Genomic DNA, 18,231 nt, shown 5'->3' on the forward strand with positions numbered 1-18,231 from the left:
CAAACCCGCACGGGTCAATCCTCCTGCTCGACGCGGTAGGGTGTATGGCAAGACGAGCAAGTCTGTGCCGCTAGGGCGAAAACGCGGTCCACGGGCATCTGCGCCATCATCTCTGCATCCGGCTCCGCACTGCCGCCCATCATGGAGCTTGCTCCACCCATCATGGCACCCGCATCTGCTTGCATTGCGCCTTCCGGCATGCCGGACCCGAGAGGATTCACCGCCGCCTCACCAAGTGCCCCAGCAACCACTTCAAGGCGCATCGCAATAGCCTCGAACGCCTCCCAATCTTCCCAGACGGCGGGCGTCGCCGATGACGGAGGTCCACCGGTCCCTTCCTCAAAGAGGGTTGTCATGGTCTCTCCAGCATGACTTTCAATAATGGCCGCTGCGTCGACAACGGTCTGGCTATTGTATTCGACTTGACCTTGCATCATCGGGGTCAGTGCACGCACGGCATCCCGCATAGCCATCATGCCGTCCATCCGTTCACGCACGACACCGGTGGCGCCTGGATGAGCAGTCGCGACGGCTGCGGCCACTACACTGATTAGGGTTGCGGAGATTAGTATCTTTTTCATTGTGTCTGTCCTTGGCTTCGATTGAATTGAGTCAGGTCAAAGCGAACAGTCGAGGTGGAGGAGGGTCGTGTGAAGGCGACGTGGAAGGATACCGAGTTGCGATCCGGATCGCAGGAGATCTCGTTATATGACGATGGCGATCAATGTGCTGGTGTTCGGCCATGACTGCGATCAACGAACACTCTAGACCAGGATGGCAATGGCCGCCCACCGCAGGATGCCCCTCGTCGGAATGGGTGCCAGAAGCCTCCTGAACTTGGTCGGCTTGTCGTGAGGCAACGACCGTAGAAACCGATGTCGGCTCTTCGGATGTATGCGCAGCGGCCTCGCTACCAAGAAGCGCTCCGCCGACACTGATCAGCAGCGCAAGTAGCAAGATAGATTTGCGAAGGAGTTCCAGACCCCAATTGCTTAACCAGCGCGGACTCATCAGAAAATCCCGTTCTCGCGCTGCAGCTCACGAATGTACTGCGTGATCGCCCGGACATCTCCATTGGTCAGACCATCAATCATCGGCATGTTTCCAAAGCTCCAGTGATGTGACTGTACACCGTTGCGAACCGCCGATAGGAATGAGCCGTCACCGTGATGGTTAGGCTCGTAAGTGATGTGTACGAGGGGCGGAGCAACACCATTTTGCCCGGCTGCATTGATACCGTGGCAGTCTGCGCACACAGCTTCAAAAGCGACCTGACCCAATCGCGCTTCAGACGTCAGTTCTGCTGGCAACGCGACCTCAACGATAGGTCCATTGTCGGCAACATCGGATAGATCCGGGGGCTCCATTGAATGGCCAGCTGCAGGCGCGACATCGTTGTCTGTCCAAAGATTTGCGAGCGCCAAACCTATGCCAACGATGACGAAAGCTGCAATTCCAAGACCTACTTTTGACATTGTGGGTGACTTTCGGAAATTGAAGAAACGGCGGAGAATAGCATGAATCTCGGATCACTTTTGCGCCTTTGAGCAGCCTTCGGGATGTTCTGCCACACTGCGGAGGAAACTCTTGGAAGCACCATCCCTGTGAGGATCGTCACCGGTCGGCGGCGCAGCAATAAAGATGGGTGAATGGTATTGTTCATGCTGGCGTCCATGCTCGACGGGAAACACCATTAGGTGTGCAATCTCCAACGGTCGAACGTCAATCCATCGGCCGGTTACGTATGCGTGTTTTTTGTATCTGTATGTAACGTTGACCTTCCAGCGCAGGAACCTGCTTCGTGGGATCGAGATGGTTGGTCAAAACGAGGGTTCAGAAGTGAGTGACACATCTACAGGGCAAAAGCTCGGCAACCGATTTTCCAAGCTTGGTATGGCAGCGTGCTGCATCATCATGATGGTTCCGATAGCACTTGTCCTATTAGGCGGCGCTAGCATCGGAGCGGTGTTTTCTAACGCGGGTTTGATACTGCCTTTAGTGCTTTGTCTGGGCATGCACTTCGTAATGCATCGCGTGATGGGACGCTCTTGTCACAGCGGAGTTGAAGAGGCTGACAATCAGCCTGTGACAGAACAATTGTTAGAGGAAAGCACTGATCGACCAATGGGAACGCAACAGCCGGGCCAACATTGAAATGTTGACCCGCCGAACCCTCTTGGTCGCGGCGGGCCTCTCCGGCGCGGCATATGCTGGTTTTAAAGCAATCCCTCTGGCTTTTCCCCCAAGTGTTGACTTCACAGCTCTCGATGATCCGCCCGGGTTTCGCGCCGTGGGTGGCGGTGATTTTTCATCCGGATCATTCAATGCATTTGTGGGACTGGATGGTAACGATACTGAGGTCGAGGAACAATTGGTGAGCGAACAAGACGTTCGTGCGGACCTTTGCGGCGCGCTGTACGGGACGTTCGACCCGGATAGTTCCCAAATTCCGATTGCCGCGTTCTCGGATTACTATTGTCCATTCTGCCGCATTCAAACGCGCAACCTTGCGGCACTTGCTGAGCGAAATATAGATGAAATAGCCATTAAGTGGCATGAGCTTCCATTGCTTGGGGATGCGTCAGAGGCGGCGGCACGCGCCGCTCTGGCGGCAGGTCGGCAAGGGCGTTACGCCGAATTTCAAGAGAGCCTTATTCGAACACCGTTCGTGGCCAACGATGGGTATATCGAGGCTTTGGCCGAAAGCATTGGTGTGGACCACGACCAGCTTCTTCGTGACATCGCCTCCGAGACCCTAACTCGAGAGCTTCAAACGACGTCGATGTTGGCCCGCATCTTTGGATTCGTTGGAACACCCGCCATGGTCATTGGCCGAACTGTCGTAATGGGACAAATTTCTGATCGCCAGCTATTTAGCATTGTTGAACTGGAAAGGAACGACGACTGGATAGTTGTCTGTTAGATTGCAACGGCATTTCCAAACCAATGATGTAAATTGATTTCGAGCCGTCGGCGGTGATCTTCATGAACAACTGACGTCGGTTTTGAATGCGGTATCGATCGATTTGTAAATTAGCCCAGTAGTTGAAAGTCAGCATCTGACCGAATACAATTCGCTCGTGCCTGATGCTCCCTCTACGTCGACCGATCAAGCATGAGTGTTCTATGTATCTGTATGTAATCTTGACCTTCCGGTGCAGGAATGTGTTCTCTTGATATTGTAAAATTTGCTGAGCAATGATGTAGCCGTGAGTGACATTCCAACAGGACAAAATTTCAGCAACTGGTTTGCCAAGCATGCGATGGCCGCTTGCTGTATCATCATGTTGGCGCCCGTTGCTCTGGTTCTACTGAGTGGGGCAAGTATTGGAACGATGTTTCCAAACGCCGGCTTAATGCTGCCGCTGGTAACCTGCCTTGCCATGCACTTCGTGAGGCACCGCGCATGATTGGGCGCTCGTTCCACGGCGAGAATGCGACAGATGCCGAAGTAACGCACGAGCCTGATGACATGGCTGCAGTTCCACTCTCGGTCCGGCTCGACCCGTGAAGATGGACCGTTGGAGGATCGCTCGCTTAAGCGCGCCCATGCTTCTGCTCTTTTTGGGCGGGTGCGGTGCTGTTTTTCAGCAATGCGAATTCCTCGAGGTGACGCAGAGCACAATTAGTTTACTGCACGCAGAAGGCGTTGCGGAGCAATGTCAAACTGTCCAAGATCTGGGCGGCGGTGTTACCCGTATCGAATGCGAAGGCGGTCGTGAAGGGTATGTTATTCAGTAGCGCCGCCGAAGATTCATCGTGAAAGCTCCTGAATATGACCGCGCACGCCTTACTTAAAACACTCTCCATCGCTACGATGTTGCTGTTCGGGTCATCTGTTGCCTCGATTTCTGCGACGTCAGACGTTGAAAGCAACCCTGCGGTCGACGTCACTCTCATCACAGCGGAAAACTGGGTCGCTCCGGGTGCGTCCGCGATCTCTGGCGGGTTGAGCTTGTCGCTGGTGGACGGCTGGAAGACCTATTGGCGCAGTCCGGGCGAAGTTGGGCTACCGCCCGAAATCGATTATGCAGGGTCCGAGAACGTTGCGAGCGTTGAGATGCTCTGGCCCGCGCCGCACCGGTTCACCGCTTTCGGAATCCAGAACTTCGGCTATTCCGGCGATATCGTCCTGCCGCTAAGTATCCAGTTGGAAACCCCTGGTGAGCCCGCGACCCTTCAGGCGAATGTAAACCTTCTGGTCTGCTCTGATGTCTGCGTACCGCTCAATTTTGACCTAACCATTGAGTTGCCGGGCAATGGTGCCGGAGGGGCGGACGCCATTGACCTTTCCTCGGCAGAGCAGATCGCGCGTTTTGTCGCGCAGGTGCCAATCGAGGGACCGTCTGAGTTTGTGTCAGAGATTGACGCATTCGTTGACGAGGCAGGCGAAATGCTAACCGTCACGGCTCGCGGTGCCGATTCGCTTCAAACCCCTGATTTGTTTCCTGAAATGGCCGGTTACACTGCGTTCGGGGAGCCCGATATCCGCCTTGGTGATGGCGGTACATCGGTTTGGGCGCAGTTCCCGATCCTGGTGCTGGACCCCGAGTCCACTGACGTGACGATCACGCTAACAGACGGTGATCGCGCTGCGACGCTGGCCGCAACATTGGTGGACGCGCCGATCCCGGCGCCCTTCAACCTACAGGTCGAGCAGACCTCCTTTGCAGCGTTGGCGTGGATCGGATTGTTCGCGATCCTTGGTGGTTTGATCCTGAATGTGATGCCCTGCGTCTTGCCGGTTCTCTCGATCAAACTGGCATCCGTCGTCTCTGGAAAGAGTAAGACCCAAGGTGAAATTCGTCGAAGTTTTCTCGCCTCAGCTTTCGGCGTCATGGCGTTCATGTGGTTCTTGGCGACGATAACATTTGGGCTTCAACAGATCGGCTTCACTGTTGGCTGGGGGCTTCAGTTCCAGAACCCGGGTTTCTTGGCCTTGATGGTCGTGATTCTCGCCGTTTTTGCCGCCAATATGTTGGGCCTGTTCGAGATTGCGCTTCCGTCACGCCTTCAAACGCGAATGGCGGACAGCGGTTCGCGTGGCGGCTATGCCGGTGATTTCGCCACCGGCGCCTTTGCCGCCGTGTTGGCCACGCCGTGTTCCGCGCCCTTCCTCGGGACTGCGATTGCGTTTGCGCTGACGGGGCGCGCGATTGATATCGCCGTAGTATTCACCGGCTTGGGATTGGGGTTGGCGCTGCCGTACTTCATCGTGGCCGCCTATCCGCGTGTTGCGCAAATGATGCCGAAGCCCGGGCGCTGGATGGTCATTGTGAAGCTGGTTCTGGGTGCGCTCCTACTGGTGACGGCTGCATGGCTGATCTGGGTGTTGTCCGGTGTGGCCGGATCCACGGCGACCTTTGTGACCGTGGGTCTAACCCTCGCCTTGATCGCACTAATCTGCGTGAAGCGGATCCCGGACTTACCCAAGTGGGCCGGGATTGTGGTCTTGGCCATCGCGCCTATCGTGGCGGCGGGCCAGTTTGCGGATCGCAACGCGGTAGATCTCGCCGCCATCGAAACTGAATGGACGGTCTTCGACCGCGCGGCGATTGCACGTCATGTCTCCCAAGGCGACGTAGTCTTTATCGATGTCACGGCCGACTGGTGCTTGACCTGTCAGGCCAACAAACTTCTCGTGCTGGACCGTGACCCTGTGGTCAGCGCTTTGGCCTCCAACGGTGTGATTACCATGCGCGCCGACTGGACCCGTCCGAGCGAGGATATTTCGCGCTATCTGGCGTCGTTTGGCCGCTACGGCATTCCATTCAACGCGATTTACGGTCCCGGCGCACCGGACGGCATCGTCCTGTCGGAACTGTTGAGCGCTGATGCCGTCCTTCAGGCGTTGAGCGATGCTGCCGTTCGCGACGTGGCAATTGGCAACTGAGCGTCAACAACGCGCGCCTACTGGTTCAACTCTTGCGACAGATCCTGATAAGCCTGACGCTGGGGGCCTGTCTCTGGAACAAGGGGTTCAGCACGTGACAATGCGGTGCGCGCTGCATCCAAATCTCCAAGAACATTGTACGCATTGGCCAAACGCAGCCACCCCTCAAGATCATCCGGCTCGTCTTCCAAACGTGCGGCAAGGCGCGCGACCATTGATTGCACCATCTCCGCCCGATCTTCGGCACTCATCTGCGCTGCGGCCGCGATATCGTCGGCATTCGGTCCAGGGACGCCGTCCTGCGACAGAAGCATCATCGGCCCGACAGGCTGACGGCCCAAACGTTCACCGATCCGGTTCAACTGCCCGATAAATGCCTCCATCCACGGTGCAATCTCGGACTCCATCGCAATGCGCTGAGCTAAGACATCATAGGCAGTTACGCTGCGCCCCGTCTGATCAAGAGCCAATGCCTGATAGTAGACGGCGGCGGGATTGCTCGGGTCCAGGGCAACGGCCTGCTCGATGGCGGCCTCTATCGGTGGCGTGACAATTCCACTCTCGACGGCAAGCATGGCTTCAGCCAGTTGGGAGAACGTGGCCGACGTCGCCTCTGGGCGCTCTGTACCGACACCAAAAGCATCCACTGCACCGGAGTAGTCGTTCATGCGCATGTAAGTCTGGCCCAACAATATCCAGCCTTGAAATGGCCCGCCATTTTCATCGGCTTCCAAACGCGTCCGCAACTCTGTGGCCAGATCTGCGATTTCGTTCGCAGCAGTCCGTTCGTCACCGCGGTCGGCGAAGGGTACGCTTTGCATGCTGGGGCTTCCCAAAGACCCGTAGAGGCCGACGCCACTTATGCCTACGACGACAACTGCGATGTACAAAGCCCAACTTCCGCGCCCTGTCGCCAGTTCTGGAGCCTTCTGTTTTTTCGCAAGCGCAAGAAGCCGCCGTTTGATTTCAATCCCGGCGTCTTTTGCTTCGACCTCGCTGATCAGGCCACGCGCCTGATCGCGCTCGATCTCTGACAGTTGGTCCCTAAGGACCGCGAAGGTACCTGAATCGCGGTCGCCGCTTTCGGTATCTTGCCGCAAGAGTGGCAGGAGCAGGAATGAGACCGCAAGGAGCGCCATGGCTCCGAAAATGATGGATAGGATCATGTGTTTTTCTCGGTGTCTGAAGATGTGTCGAGAAGCGCCTGAAGCGCGGCTTCCTCATCAGTGGTCAGATCGGCGGGCCGGATCGTTTTGCGGCGTGCTTGGCGCATCACGGTATAGCCAACGCCACCTGCGAATAGCGCGAGCACCAAAGGCGCGAACCACAGCGCATAGGTTTGTGCGTTGAACGGCGGGCGTAGCAGCACATAGTTGCCGTAGCGCGCGACCATGAAGTCGAGGATGTCCGCGTTGGTGTCGCCGACCATCAGCCGTTCGCGGACCAGAATCCGCATATCCCGTGCGATACCTGCGTTTGAACTGTCGATGTCCTGGTTCTGGCATACGACGCAGCGCAATTGCCGGGAGACCTCGCGTGCCCGTGTCTCAAGCAACGGGTCAGACAGGATCTCGTCTGGTTCAACGGCCAGCGCAGCGGTCATGGGGATCAAGGCCAGCGTGATGATCAAAAGAACGCGCGCGATCATGAAGAGCCCTCCTGCCTGGCTTGGGTCAGGGCCGTGGTGAACGCCCGGATCGCGGCATCGCCAAGGATTGGCCCGACATGTTTGTAGAGGACCGTTCCATCTGCGCCGACGATGAAGGTTTCCGGCACACCGGTCAGGCCCCAGTCGATTGCGACGCGTCCGTTCAGGTCGGATCCGATCCGCTCGTACGGATTGCCAAGCTCATTCAGCCAGCGCAGCGCATCTTCAGGTTGATCCTGATAATTGATGCCGAACAAGCGCACGCCATCTTGGTTCACCATGTGTGCCAGCACCGCATGTTCAGCGCGGCACGGCACACACCAGGAGGCGAAGATATTGACCACGACAGGCCCATCACCGCCCACAAGATCAGCGCGAGAGAAACCGGGTACGCTAGCCCCCTCCACCTCTTGCAAGATGAACTCAGGCGCAGGGCTTGAGATTAGTACTGAGGGAATGGAGTTGGGGTCCCGCTCCGGGTTAAGTCCCCAGAGGAAAAATCCGCCAAAGACCAGGGCAATCAGAATTGGACTAGCGTAAAGCAGACGTTTCATGGCCTCACTCCGCTGGTGTTGCAGCGGGAATAGGGCGGGATGCCCGTTTGGGCGCCCCAACACGTAAGCGCCGATCCGACAGCGAAAGCCCTCCGCCGAATACAAGCATCGCAGCTCCGATCCAGATGAAGTTTACGAATGGCTCATAGAGGATGCGCAGCGTCCAAGCCCCTCGGGCCTCGGCCTGCGCGTCGGCGGGCTCGGCCAGTGATGCATAGAGATCGCCCGCCATAGTTGATCTGATGGAGGATTCTGTCGTGCTGTACTGTGAGACCGGGTAGCTGCGTCGCTCTGGATAGAGCGTGGTGACGTAGTCGCCGTCTTGCTCGACAATCAATGTGCCGCGATTGGCCACATAGTTTGGCCCCACGACACGCTCAACGCCCTCAAAACGTACATCGAACCCAGCTATGGCCACTTCAGTGCCGGGTGTCACGAACACGATCTGCTCCGACTTCCATGCGCTGGAGCCGACAAATCCAAAGATCGCAATGGCAAGGCCCGCATGGGCCAATGTCATGCCATGTGAGGCGCGTGGCAGATGTCTGGCCCGGCGAAACGCCTCCCGCACTGGAACGTCGCCAAGCCGGATGCGTCCGGCCCATTCCTGCAAGGTAGCCAGCAACATCCAGATCGCAATCGCGATGCTGAGATAGGCAAGCGCCGGCCCGCCTTCGGTCAAATACCATATCGTCAGCGTGGCAAGACCCGACAGGATCGCGACGAACTTCAGCCGTTGCAGGACACCCGCCAGATCAGCGCGTTTCCATGACAAGAATGGCCCGAGCGCCATAGCGAAGACCAAAGGCAACATCATGGGGATGAAGGCCGCATTGAAGAAAGGCGGCCCGACTGAAAGCCTCTCACCTGAGATCGCCTCAACGAATAGCGGATAGAGTGTGCCAAACAGCACCGTCCCTGTTGCTGTTGCTAGGAGCAGATTGTTCAGAAGCAACCCGGCCTCCCGGCTCACCGGGCGGAAAAGCCCTCCGGCGTCCAAAGCTGGCGCGCGCCATGCATAGAGCGTGAGGGATCCGCCAATGCTGACCCCCAGAAGCCAAAGAATGTAGACTCCCCGCTCAGGGTCTACGGCGAACGCATGGACCGAGGTCAGCAGGCCAGAGCGCACAATGAAAGTACCCAGAAGCGATAGCGAAAAGGTCAGGATCGCCAGAAGGATGGTCCAGCTTTTGAAGGCGCCACGCTTTTCGGTCACGATGGCAGAATGCAGCAGTGCCGTGCCCAAGAGCCAAGGCATGAAGCTGACGTTTTCGACAGGATCCCAGAACCACCAGCCGCCCCAGCCAAGCTCGTAGTAGGCCCACCACGACCCAAGAGCGATCCCGGCGGTCAGGCTCATCCAGGCGGCAAGTGTCCAAGGACGAACCCACCGCGCCCATGCAGCATCCACTCGCCCTTCGATCAACGCCGCGACGGCGAAGGAGAACACGATCGAGAAGCCGACATAGCCGATATAGAGAAGTGGTGGATGGATCGCGAGCCCGACGTCTTGCAGAAGCGGGTTTAGATCCTGCCCGTCCGTGGGCGGGGGAAACACCCGCTCAAAGGGATTTGAGGTGAACAGCATGAAGCTGAAGAAGCCGACACTGATCCAGGCTTGAACAGACAAAGTCCGCGCTCGCAGGCCTGCGGAAATGTTCGTGCCGAAGACCGAGACACCAGCCCCGAAAACTGTGAGGATAAGGACCCAGAGCAACAGCGAGCCTTCATGGCTGCCCCAAGTTCCCGCGATCTTGAACAGCAGCGGTTTGAGCGAATGGGAGTTTTCGACAACATTCAGAACCGTGAAGTCGCTGACCACAAATGACCGCATGAGTGCTGCAAATGCGATCATCGTGAAGACAACCTGCGCCAGTGACGTGGCATATGCCGACCGCATCCAGAGACTGTTGCCACGAGCGGCCCCAAGTATCGGCAAGATGCTTTGAACCAACGCAAAGCCTAAAGCCAGCGTCAGGGCGAATTGTCCGATTTCTGGGATCATGTCGGCCTCATGGATTGGTGTTTCTTGTGATCTGATCGCTGCCCAACTGATCCTCGCCGTCGCGGGACACACTTGTCTCGTCTTCGCGGGTATCGTCGGTCGGCAGTGTGACGGTGGCTGTCAGCCCGCCTTGGGAAGCGTTGGACAGCACGACATCACCGCCATGGGCGCGAAGAATGCTGCGCGCAATCGAGAGGCCCAAACCATGGCCCCCTGTGTCGAGCGAACGCGAATGCTCCAACCGTTGAAACGGGGCGAACACGTTTTCCAGTTGTTCCTCTGGAATGCCCTGACCATCATCGTCGATTTTGATTGAGACGACCCCGTCGCTTTCCCCAAAACTGACACGCGCGTTGCCGCCGTACCGTTGTGCGTTCTCGATCAGGTTTCGAAGCGCGCGCCTGAATGCGAATGGACGAACGGACACAAATTTTTCGTGTCCTGGAAGGATCAAGAACTGAGACGGCATCGACTGATTGATATCCGACAGGACCCGTCCAACCTCCATGCGCTCTGATGGCTCAGATGCGCTGACGCCGCGTGCGTAGGACAGCGTCGCATCCAGCATTCCCTGCATCTCTTCGATGCTAGCTGTCAGCCGTTCGCGCGTCTCTTCATCATCCACCATTTCCGTTCGGACCCGCAACGCGGTCAGAGGGGAGCGCAGATCGTGACCAATCGCGGCTAGCATGCGCGTTCGATCTTCTACGAACCTGGTGAGGCGTTGTTGCATAATCCCAAACGCCGCCGTCAGTTCGCGCACTTCTGTCGGGCCTGTCGGAGCGACGGGAGCCATATCTTCGCCTCGTCCGAGGCGTTCGCTGGCCACGGCCAAGCGCCGAAGAGGGCCTGTGATGCGCGCCATAAGGAACCAAAATCCAGCCGCTAGAAGCACTGCCGCCGTAACGACGAAAGTCAGCGTCGATCCCCACGCCCATTGCAAAGGTGGCCGCTCAAACCGTGTCTCAACATTCAGCCATTCACCGCCGGACAAGGCGATCGACACACTCATCTCAATCGCAGACAGATCGCCACGCATCATCGCCACATGCATTTCTGCCATCTCGGGTGACAGGTGCGGCAGTGGCAGGATGTTGCCCTCGACGGCGTGGACATCCACGCGGATTTCACGTGTAAATTGGTCACCAAGTAGAGTACGGATCCTGCTCTCGACCGCACCGCCATCCGGGTGGCTGTGCCGCGCAACCTGCGGCTCGTCGGTCATATCAAACCGAACTAGAGGTGAGTTTGCGGCCCGAAGAATGGCGTCGTGCAAATCTGCCGGTGCCTCTTCCAGCAGGCGCGCGACACTTGCGGCGCGGCCTGCGGCCTCAAACCCAAGTGCCGCTCGGACTGCCAAACTGCGCTCGTCGACAAAAAAGAACAGGCTCACGATCTGGGCTGCCAGCAAAACACCTAAAAGGAGTAGGATGAGCTGTCCCCGAAGGCTGAAAAGAAAGCGCCCAATCATGACGTAGTCTCCACGTCACATGCGAGACTGTAGCCACCATTGCGGACCGTCGTGATGATCTTGGGCCGCATCGGATCAACCTCGACCTTGCGGCGTAAGCGGCTGACCTGGTTGTCTATCGTGCGATCAAAAGGGCCAGCGGCTCTGCCTGCCGTAAGATCCAACAGTTGGTCGCGGTTCAGAACGAGACGCGGTCTTTCAAGAAGCGTGACAAGCAGCCGAAATTCAGAGTTTGAAAGGGTATCTTGAACCCCTGTTTCCGACACGAGCGAACGCCGATCAACATCAAGGCTCCAATGCGCAAACCGAACGGTTTTTCCCGCCAATGCTCCGGCTAAAGTTTCAGGCCGCTCTGTGCGTCTTAGGACCGCTTTTATGCGGGCCAAAAGTTCCCGAGGATTGAACGGCTTTGGTAGGTAATCGTCTGCGCCGACCTCTAGGCCTATGATGCGATCTGTGTCATCGCCCAAAGCCGTCAACATTATGATTGGACATGATCCGGAGGCTGCAAGCCTACGACAGACCGATAACCCATCTTCGCCGGGCATCATCACATCCAGCACGATGAGATCGAAGCTGCCGAGGCTAAGCTTCTGATCCATATCGACGGCATCTGCGGCAGATGTTGCGCGCAGTCCATTCTTTTCGAGAAACCGCGTGACTGCATCACGGATGTCACGGTGGTCATCGACGACCAAGATATGTGGGCTTTCGGTTTTCATTGGATCTTCCCTACGCCACCATTCGCGGCAATTCCGCATTGTAATTGTCACGGATTGTAACAGTCGGCGGACGTGTGACGAACCGATACACATCCGCTCTGCGAGGTCTCTAGCATCTATGATCCGCCTGCATCACGTAGTTGAGGTAACTGAACATTGGAGGTTCCTCATGAAAACGCTTTTGCTTGCCACGCTTGTGGCCGCCGCACCCACGGCAATCCTCGCCGATAGCAACCACGGTCACGGTGGTTCTGATTTCACGGAAATGGGACAATCCGGGGCAGGGGGGGCATCGCAACATCCTATGATGGCCCAAATGATGCAGATGATGATGCAGATGCATGGCGGTATGATGTCGGGCGGCGCAGGTCCGGACATGGGTATGATGGGCGGCTCAATGGGCCCCATGATGCAAATGCATGATGCGGATGGCGACGGTACGGTGACGCCGGAAGAATTGCAGGAGGGTTTGCTGTCCCAATTGGCGGACTATGACGAGAACGGTGATGGCACGCTCGTGCTGTCAGAGTTTGAAGCGCTGTTTTTAGCGATGGTTCGTGAACGCATGGTTGATCGGTTCCAGCACCTCGACGCCGATGGCGACGGGGCAATCACGACCGAGGAAATGACCGCGCCAGCCCGTATGATAAACCGTCCCTCCATGGGTATGATGGGCGGAATGCCAGAGTCAGGTGAGATGCCCGGTATGGGCGGATCAAGTATGCCCAGTGACAACTAGGCAGTCATTGACCACCCGGTGCTTCCCGGTTCGGGCCGCCGATTGCATCCGCGATGTATGAAGCAGTTGGTGCCAGAAAGTGCGACGGCTGCATCCCAAGAATGCAGCCGTCGTGTCTGGTGGCCACTTTGCGTTTCTTCAGTCAGGCAGTTTACCTTCCAGTTACTGGAGGGATTAAGCGTAGTGCTGAGACGAAAAAGGATGGATCAGCATGACCTCAACTTTATCCCGTGAGAGCGACTTATTGAGGCGGCACCCTATGTGGTTGGCCGCAGTTCTTGTAGCGCTGTTTGTGCCCATCCATATCATCCTGCCGGTGGATCAATCGATCATAGTGGCGAGCGTTACGCTGGCATTGATTGGCGGCGCGTACATCGGATTTGCCGCGCGGGCCGACTCTGCGAATGTCTTCTGGATGGAATTGGCTGTGGCGATGCTTTTTGGCCTGACGGCGGTTCTCGGCATCACCGTGCACTGGGCATTCCTTCCCGCAGGTTTGGCGTTGCATGCTGTGTGGGACCTCTTGCACCACAATCGTGAGTTCGGCGCCGCGGTTCCCAATTGGTACATACCGATGTGTGCGGTCTTTGATGGTTTGGCGGCGCTATTTTTGGTGTTGCTCTACGGCGCAGAGTTGTTTGGGGCATGATCCAAACGGTTCAAATCAAGCGATTGGTCTCCGTCATTCTGGCAATGGCTTCAATCGTGGCGTTGGTGGTGTTCTGGGATCAGATCAATTCGGCTCTCAATGGGATTGATCCCGACCGCGTGCGGACAATCGTTGCGTCCGCCGGCCCACTAGGACCGCTGGCGATCATCGGGCTGATGACACTCGCCATCGTGGCAAGTCCAGTCCCCAGCGCACCCATCGCGATGGCCGCAGGGCTGGTCTACGGTCACTTTTGGGGCACGGTTCTGGTCGTGATCGGCGCGGAGTTGGGAGCGATTATAGCCTTCGTGATCGCACGCTATCTTGGCCGGGATCGGGTGCAACGCTGGCTTGGCGATAGCATGAAGAACCGGTTCTTTGGCTCGCAGAATGCGCTGATGGCGACGGTGTTCTTGAGCCGCCTTCTGCCTTTCATCTCATTTGACATAATCAGCTATGCCGCTGGGTTGAGTCATATCAAATTCTGGCGCTTCGGATTGGCGACACTGGCAGGCATCGTGCCTGCAAGCTTCGTACTGGCTCATCTGGGTGCCAGTGCGTTTGAAGGACAAGGCAATGCGGGCTTCTGGATCTCACTGGCGCTCGGCGGTTCGGGCCTTTTGACGGTCGCCATTTGGCGGAACCGAATGACATCGAATTCAGACGCGGCACCTGTAGTTACTGAAAGGACGGCGAAATGAAAACCGACGCGACACATCACGACGGGCATTCTCACCAAAGCGCAGAGGGTTTCACCGAGACCGACCCGGTGTGCGGCATGCAAGTTAGCGTTACCGACGCCACGCCGTCCGCAGAATTTGACGGGACGACCTATCATTTCTGCTCTGAGAATTGCCACGAGACGTTTGGCACGGATCCATGGTTTTACGCTTCAGGCCGGGGCGGCGGCCACAAGAAAGCTGCCGTGAAAGACGCACAATACACCTGCCCGATGCACCCCGAAATCGTTCGGGATGAGCCGGGCGCATGTCCCATTTGCGGCATGGCGTTGGAGCCAATAATGCCGAGCGACGAGCCAAGCGAAGAACTCATCGATTTCACGCGACGGATGTGGATCAGCATCGCGGCCGCAGTGCCTCTGGTTATCCTCACGATGGGGGAATTGGTTGGCTTGCCGTTGCGCGACATGCTTGGCCATCAACTTTCCGTGTACATCGAATTCGTCATCGCCACACCGATTATTCTTTGGGCCGCTGCCCCGTTCTTCAAGCGCGGTTTGGACTCGATCAAGACACGCTCGCCGAATATGTGGACGCTGATTTCACTTGGCGTGGGCGCGGCCTACTCGTATTCTCTTGCTGCCACATTCACGCCCGGGATCTTTCCTGCTGAGTATCAAATGGGCGGCGGTGTCGGCACCTATTTCGAGGCCGCCGTCGTTATCATCGCATTGGTGTTTCTGGGGCAGGTTCTGGAATTGCGTGCCCGCGAGCGCACAGGCGACGCAATCCGCGCCCTGCTTGATCTGGCACCAAAGACTGCCCGTCGAATACTGCCGGACGGTCGGGAGAACGATGTGCCGCTCGAAAATATCATGGAAGGCGATCACCTTCGCATCCGTCCCGGCGACAGCATTCCGGTTGATGGAGAGGTGATGGAGGGTCGGTCTTCCATCGACGAAAGCATGCTTACCGGGGAACCTGTGCCGATTGAAAAGACCACCGGCGACCGTGTGACAGGCGGCACGCTGAACAAGAACGGCACCTTGGCCATTCGCGCGACGCAGGTGGGAAGCGATACGGTGCTGGCGCAGATTGTGGATATGGTGGCGGGCGCCCGCCAATCGCGCGCGCCGATTCAAGGACTGGCTGACCGCGTTTCGTCGGTCTTTGTGCCGACCGTGGTGTTGATCGCCGTGGCCGCCTTCTTTGCCTGGCTCACCTTCGGCCCGACACCGCCGCTTGTCTTCGCCATCGCGTCGGCGGTGTCCGTCCTGATCATTGCATGCCCCTGTGCGCTTGGACTTGCGACCCCGATCTCCATCACAACGGCGGCAGGACGCGGCGCGCAGGCTGGCGTCCTAATCAAAGACGCAGAGGCGCTGGAACGCATGGCGCGCATCGATGTGGTGATTGTGGACAAGACTGGCACCTTGACCCTTGGCCAGCCGACATTGACAGATGTCGTGACCGTCGAAGGCGTGAATGAGGCCGAATTTCTGACCCTTGCGGCAGCGCTGGAACGTGGATCCGAACACCCGTTGGCTGAGGCCATTGTGGAGGAAGCGGAGGCGCGTGGCGCGGCCCGTGCGGAGGTCGAAGATTTTGAGGCCGTCACCGGCAAAGGTGTGCAAGGCCGCATCAATGGTCGGATGGTCGCCCTTGGCAACCCGGCGATGATGCAAGCTTTGAGCATCGATACCTCTGCCATGGACGCGACAGCCGATGACCTTCGCGATGCGGGCAAGACGGCGATGTACGTTGCGCTGGACGGCACGCTGGCAGGTTTGTTGGCAGTCGCTGATCCGATCAAGGACACCGCCGCGCAAGCCATTGATGATCTGCACAAGCTTGGTCTGACCGTCATCATGGCCACGGGCGACAATCAGCGCACCGCAGACGCCGTTGCACGCAAGCTTGGGATCGATGAAGTGCGCGCTGGTGTCCTTCCTGAGGATAAGAAAAACCTCGTTGAAGAACTCCGTCGTGCCGGTAAAAGCATCGCCATGGCGGGTGACGGTGTAAACGACGCACCCGCCTTGGCCGCCGCTGATGTGGGTATCGCAATGGGAACGGGCGCCGATGTCGCCGTGGAAAGCGCGGGCATTACGCTGTTGGGTGGCGATCTGACGGGCATTGTGCGCGCACGGAAGCTGGCACGCGCCACGCTTAAGAACATCAAGCAGAACCTCTTCTTCGCCTTTGCCTACAACGCCCTCGGCGTGCCTGTGGCTGCAGGTGTGCTTTATCCCGTCTTCGGATTGCTGCTGTCGCCGATGATCGCGGCGGCTGCGATGAGCTTGTCGTCCGTCTCCGTTATCACCAATGCCCTGCGCCTCCGGCGCGTCGACCTCTGAACGCGAAAGGCACATACAATGGCAACCGGACATTCAGGCCATCTGCCGTCAGGCGGCTGGGGTCTTGCGATCTCAGCTTGGTTGACCGGCATATACTTCTTCGTGGAGCTTGGGATCGGCCTTTGGACCGGGTCTGTCGCTGTCATGTCGGACGCGTTTCACACGTTTTCCGCAGTGGGCGGTGTGTTGGTTGCCATCGTGGCCCGCCGCCTGGCGGAGAGGCCAGCGGATGACACAATGAGCTTTGGATGGTACCGCGCCGAGGTCATTGGAGCGCTGGTCAACGGTGGCTTCCTCCTCGCAATGGCCATTGTCGTCATTGCCATGGCGGCCATGCGGCTATCAGATCCAATTGATCTACCGACGACGCCTTTGTTGATCGCGGCGGCCGGTGGATTGTTCACGGAGTTCATTTCCTTGGCCCTTTTGTGGAAGCAAAGCAAAGACGACCTGAACACAAGGGGCGCGCTGTGGCATATCATTCAGACGTTCGTTGGCAGCTTGTTGATCATTGTGACGGCGCTGGTGATAGAATTTACGGGGTTTCTCCTGATCGACCCGATCCTTGGTATGGCGTTCGGCGTTGTCCTCATCTGGGCCAGCTGGGGTATCCTGCGCGATGCGATGCGATTGTTGATGGAGGGCACTCCTGACGGAGTAGACTTGCCCGATGTCGACTTAACTCTTGAGCTGATCCCGGGCGTCCAAGACGTCCATCATTTGCATGCTTGGGCCTTGACCAGCGGTCGCAATGTCGTTTCGGCTCATATGCGCATTGAAGAGGGAGCTGACGCAGAGAAGATCCTGGAAACTGCGCACGCGCGCCTCAAATCCCAGTTCGGTTTCTTCTTTGCAACGCTCCAGATAGAGACGACCTGCCTCGCCGAGCGCGATGCGCGCAGTGTCGACCTGAAATTCATCTCGGACGCGCCCCATGGCACGCATTCGTGATGGGCCGATCCACGCGCAATCTTTGTTGTGACGCCGCTTCCAGCCTATGGTTCGATTAACGGACCAAATTCAAGAAACTCAAACGATTTCGACACGTAAAAGGACTACAAAAATGAACCGACGCACGCTTCTTCTTTCAGCCATCGCACTGCCGCTCATGTCGCGCGCCGCATTGGCTACTCCCACCAGAATGACGGTGTATCTCTCGCCCACATGTGGGTGCTGCAGTGCTTGGGTCGAACATGCTCGGACTGCTGGATATGATCTAACAGTGATCGAATCTGATCAGGAAGAACTTATGCGCCAAAAGAGTGAGCGCGGTGTCCCTGATGCTCTTGTCGGGTGCCATACGGTGGACGTGGACGGTTACACCATCGAAGGCCATGTGCCGATGGAAGACATCGCTCGCCTTCTGTCTGAGCGGCCTGACGCGCTTGGCCTTGCTGTGCCGGGTATGCCAGCCGGATCGCCGGGAATGGAGATGGGCGAACGCGTGGATCCCTTTGACGTCATTCTCTTTGCAGCAGATGCTGAAAACAGCGTCTTTGCGAGCCATAGCTAG

At 57.6% G+C, this 18,231-nt stretch carries 16 protein-coding genes; 8 read left to right on the plus strand and 8 right to left on the minus strand.

The genetic code is table 11. The annotated features are described in order from the left end of the window. Nucleotides 1–14 precede the first annotated feature (14 nt). Nucleotides 15–581: a cytochrome c gene (locus AADW23_RS07030; protein WP_341863803.1), complete on the minus strand. Its 567-nt coding sequence runs from the start codon at nucleotides 579–581 to the stop codon at nucleotides 15–17. A 429-nt stretch (nucleotides 582–1,010) separates the two neighbouring features. Next, nucleotides 1,011–1,475, minus strand: coding sequence for a cytochrome c (locus AADW23_RS07035; protein WP_341863804.1), 465 nt, complete (start codon nucleotides 1,473–1,475; stop codon nucleotides 1,011–1,013). A 680-nt stretch (nucleotides 1,476–2,155) separates the two neighbouring features. Here AADW23_RS07035 and AADW23_RS07040 point away from each other — a divergent pair. Together AADW23_RS07040 and AADW23_RS07045 are read left to right on the plus strand one after the other, a co-directional pair. Beyond that, on the plus strand, nucleotides 2,156–2,923 hold the full coding sequence (locus AADW23_RS07040) for a DsbA family protein (protein WP_341863805.1): 768 nt from the start codon (nucleotides 2,156–2,158) through the stop codon (nucleotides 2,921–2,923). 852 nt (nucleotides 2,924–3,775) lie between these two features. Beyond that, nucleotides 3,776–5,893 carry a protein-disulfide reductase DsbD domain-containing protein gene (locus AADW23_RS07045; protein ID WP_341863806.1) on the plus strand — a complete coding sequence of 706 codons (2,118 nt, stop codon included), beginning with the start codon at nucleotides 3,776–3,778 and terminating at the stop codon, nucleotides 5,891–5,893. A 17-nt stretch (nucleotides 5,894–5,910) separates the two neighbouring features. On the opposite strand, the gene ccmI is transcribed toward AADW23_RS07045, so the two are convergent. From ccmI to AADW23_RS07075, 6 genes are read right to left on the minus strand one after another with little or no spacing between them, the layout of a single operon-like run. Then, a complete protein-coding gene (gene ccmI, locus AADW23_RS07050) occupies nucleotides 5,911–7,059 on the minus strand; it encodes a c-type cytochrome biogenesis protein CcmI (RefSeq protein ID WP_341863807.1) in 1,149 nt (382 codons plus the stop codon). Then, the gene (locus tag AADW23_RS07055) at nucleotides 7,056–7,541 is read right to left on the minus strand and encodes a cytochrome c-type biogenesis protein (protein ID WP_341863808.1); all 486 of its coding nucleotides are present in this window, start codon (nucleotides 7,539–7,541) and stop codon (nucleotides 7,056–7,058) included. The genes ccmI and AADW23_RS07055 overlap by 4 nt, the downstream gene beginning before the upstream one ends. Further along, entirely contained in the window at nucleotides 7,538–8,095 is a 558-nt protein-coding gene (locus tag AADW23_RS07060; RefSeq protein WP_341863809.1) for a DsbE family thiol:disulfide interchange protein, read from the minus strand. Before AADW23_RS07060 ends, AADW23_RS07055 begins: the two co-directional genes overlap by 4 nt. A 4-nt stretch (nucleotides 8,096–8,099) precedes the next feature. Next, a complete protein-coding gene (locus AADW23_RS07065) occupies nucleotides 8,100–10,100 on the minus strand; it encodes a heme lyase CcmF/NrfE family subunit (protein WP_341863810.1) in 2,001 nt (666 codons plus the stop codon). Nucleotides 10,101–10,107: 7 nt separating this feature from the next. Then, complete coding sequence (locus AADW23_RS07070) at nucleotides 10,108–11,571, minus strand: ATP-binding protein (protein WP_341863811.1); 1,464 nt, start codon at nucleotides 11,569–11,571, stop codon at nucleotides 10,108–10,110. Continuing rightward, nucleotides 11,568–12,293 carry a response regulator gene (locus AADW23_RS07075; RefSeq protein ID WP_341863812.1) on the minus strand — a complete coding sequence of 242 codons (726 nt, stop codon included), beginning with the start codon at nucleotides 12,291–12,293 and terminating at the stop codon, nucleotides 11,568–11,570. The genes AADW23_RS07070 and AADW23_RS07075 overlap by 4 nt, the downstream gene beginning before the upstream one ends. 169 nt (nucleotides 12,294–12,462) lie before the next feature. Here AADW23_RS07075 and AADW23_RS07080 point away from each other — a divergent pair, with 169 nt between their 5' ends. From AADW23_RS07080 to AADW23_RS07105, 6 genes are all read left to right on the plus strand, one after another. Next, complete coding sequence (locus AADW23_RS07080; protein WP_341863813.1) at nucleotides 12,463–13,032, plus strand: calcium-binding protein; 570 nt, start codon at nucleotides 12,463–12,465, stop codon at nucleotides 13,030–13,032. 211 nt (nucleotides 13,033–13,243) lie between these two features. After that, nucleotides 13,244–13,681 carry a DUF6010 family protein gene (locus AADW23_RS07085; protein WP_341863814.1) on the plus strand — a complete coding sequence of 146 codons (438 nt, stop codon included), beginning with the start codon at nucleotides 13,244–13,246 and terminating at the stop codon, nucleotides 13,679–13,681. After that, nucleotides 13,678–14,382, plus strand: coding sequence for a TVP38/TMEM64 family protein (locus tag AADW23_RS07090; protein ID WP_341863815.1), 705 nt, complete (start codon nucleotides 13,678–13,680; stop codon nucleotides 14,380–14,382). The genes AADW23_RS07085 and AADW23_RS07090 overlap by 4 nt, the downstream gene beginning before the upstream one ends. Continuing rightward, nucleotides 14,379–16,718 carry a heavy metal translocating P-type ATPase gene (locus AADW23_RS07095; RefSeq protein WP_341863816.1) on the plus strand — a complete coding sequence of 780 codons (2,340 nt, stop codon included), beginning with the start codon at nucleotides 14,379–14,381 and terminating at the stop codon, nucleotides 16,716–16,718. Before AADW23_RS07090 ends, AADW23_RS07095 begins: the two co-directional genes overlap by 4 nt. 18 nt (nucleotides 16,719–16,736) lie before the next feature. Next, entirely contained in the window at nucleotides 16,737–17,669 is a 933-nt protein-coding gene (locus AADW23_RS07100; protein WP_341863817.1) for a cation diffusion facilitator family transporter, read from the plus strand. Between the two features lie 298 nt (nucleotides 17,670–17,967). Next, nucleotides 17,968–18,231 (plus strand): DUF411 domain-containing protein, encoded by a 264-nt coding sequence (locus AADW23_RS07105; RefSeq protein WP_341863818.1) that lies wholly within the window; start codon nucleotides 17,968–17,970, stop codon nucleotides 18,229–18,231.

Origin of the sequence: Gymnodinialimonas sp. 57CJ19 (assembly GCF_038396845.1) — a bacterium.
In the GTDB taxonomy this organism is placed as follows: domain Bacteria; phylum Pseudomonadota; class Alphaproteobacteria; order Rhodobacterales; family Rhodobacteraceae; genus Gymnodinialimonas.

What these genes read in the sequence shown, in the direction of transcription:
- AADW23_RS07055 (WP_341863808.1), bottom strand. Translation starts at nt 7,541, where the DNA reads ATGATCGCGCGCGTTCTTTTGATCATCACGCTGGCCTTGATCCCCATG.
- AADW23_RS07075 (WP_341863812.1), bottom strand. Translation starts at nt 12,293, where the DNA reads ATGAAAACCGAAAGCCCACATATCTTGGTCGTCGATGACCACCGTGAC.
- AADW23_RS07060 (WP_341863809.1), bottom strand. Translation starts at nt 8,095, where the DNA reads ATGAAACGTCTGCTTTACGCTAGTCCAATTCTGATTGCCCTGGTCTTT.
- AADW23_RS07105 (WP_341863818.1), top strand. Translation starts at nt 17,968, where the DNA reads ATGCGCCAAAAGAGTGAGCGCGGTGTCCCTGATGCTCTTGTCGGGTGC.
- AADW23_RS07100 (WP_341863817.1), top strand. Translation starts at nt 16,737, where the DNA reads ATGGCAACCGGACATTCAGGCCATCTGCCGTCAGGCGGCTGGGGTCTT.
- AADW23_RS07040 (WP_341863805.1), top strand. Translation starts at nt 2,156, where the DNA reads ATGTTGACCCGCCGAACCCTCTTGGTCGCGGCGGGCCTCTCCGGCGCG.
- AADW23_RS07085 (WP_341863814.1), top strand. Translation starts at nt 13,244, where the DNA reads ATGACCTCAACTTTATCCCGTGAGAGCGACTTATTGAGGCGGCACCCT.
- AADW23_RS07045 (WP_341863806.1), top strand. Translation starts at nt 3,776, where the DNA reads ATGACCGCGCACGCCTTACTTAAAACACTCTCCATCGCTACGATGTTG.
- AADW23_RS07090 (WP_341863815.1), top strand. Translation starts at nt 13,678, where the DNA reads ATGATCCAAACGGTTCAAATCAAGCGATTGGTCTCCGTCATTCTGGCA.
- ccmI (WP_341863807.1), bottom strand. Translation starts at nt 7,059, where the DNA reads ATGATCCTATCCATCATTTTCGGAGCCATGGCGCTCCTTGCGGTCTCA.
- AADW23_RS07030 (WP_341863803.1), bottom strand. Translation starts at nt 581, where the DNA reads ATGAAAAAGATACTAATCTCCGCAACCCTAATCAGTGTAGTGGCCGCA.
- AADW23_RS07035 (WP_341863804.1), bottom strand. Translation starts at nt 1,475, where the DNA reads ATGTCAAAAGTAGGTCTTGGAATTGCAGCTTTCGTCATCGTTGGCATA.
- AADW23_RS07095 (WP_341863816.1), top strand. Translation starts at nt 14,379, where the DNA reads ATGAAAACCGACGCGACACATCACGACGGGCATTCTCACCAAAGCGCA.
- AADW23_RS07080 (WP_341863813.1), top strand. Translation starts at nt 12,463, where the DNA reads ATGAAAACGCTTTTGCTTGCCACGCTTGTGGCCGCCGCACCCACGGCA.
- AADW23_RS07070 (WP_341863811.1), bottom strand. Translation starts at nt 11,571, where the DNA reads ATGATTGGGCGCTTTCTTTTCAGCCTTCGGGGACAGCTCATCCTACTC.
- AADW23_RS07065 (WP_341863810.1), bottom strand. Translation starts at nt 10,100, where the DNA reads ATGATCCCAGAAATCGGACAATTCGCCCTGACGCTGGCTTTAGGCTTT.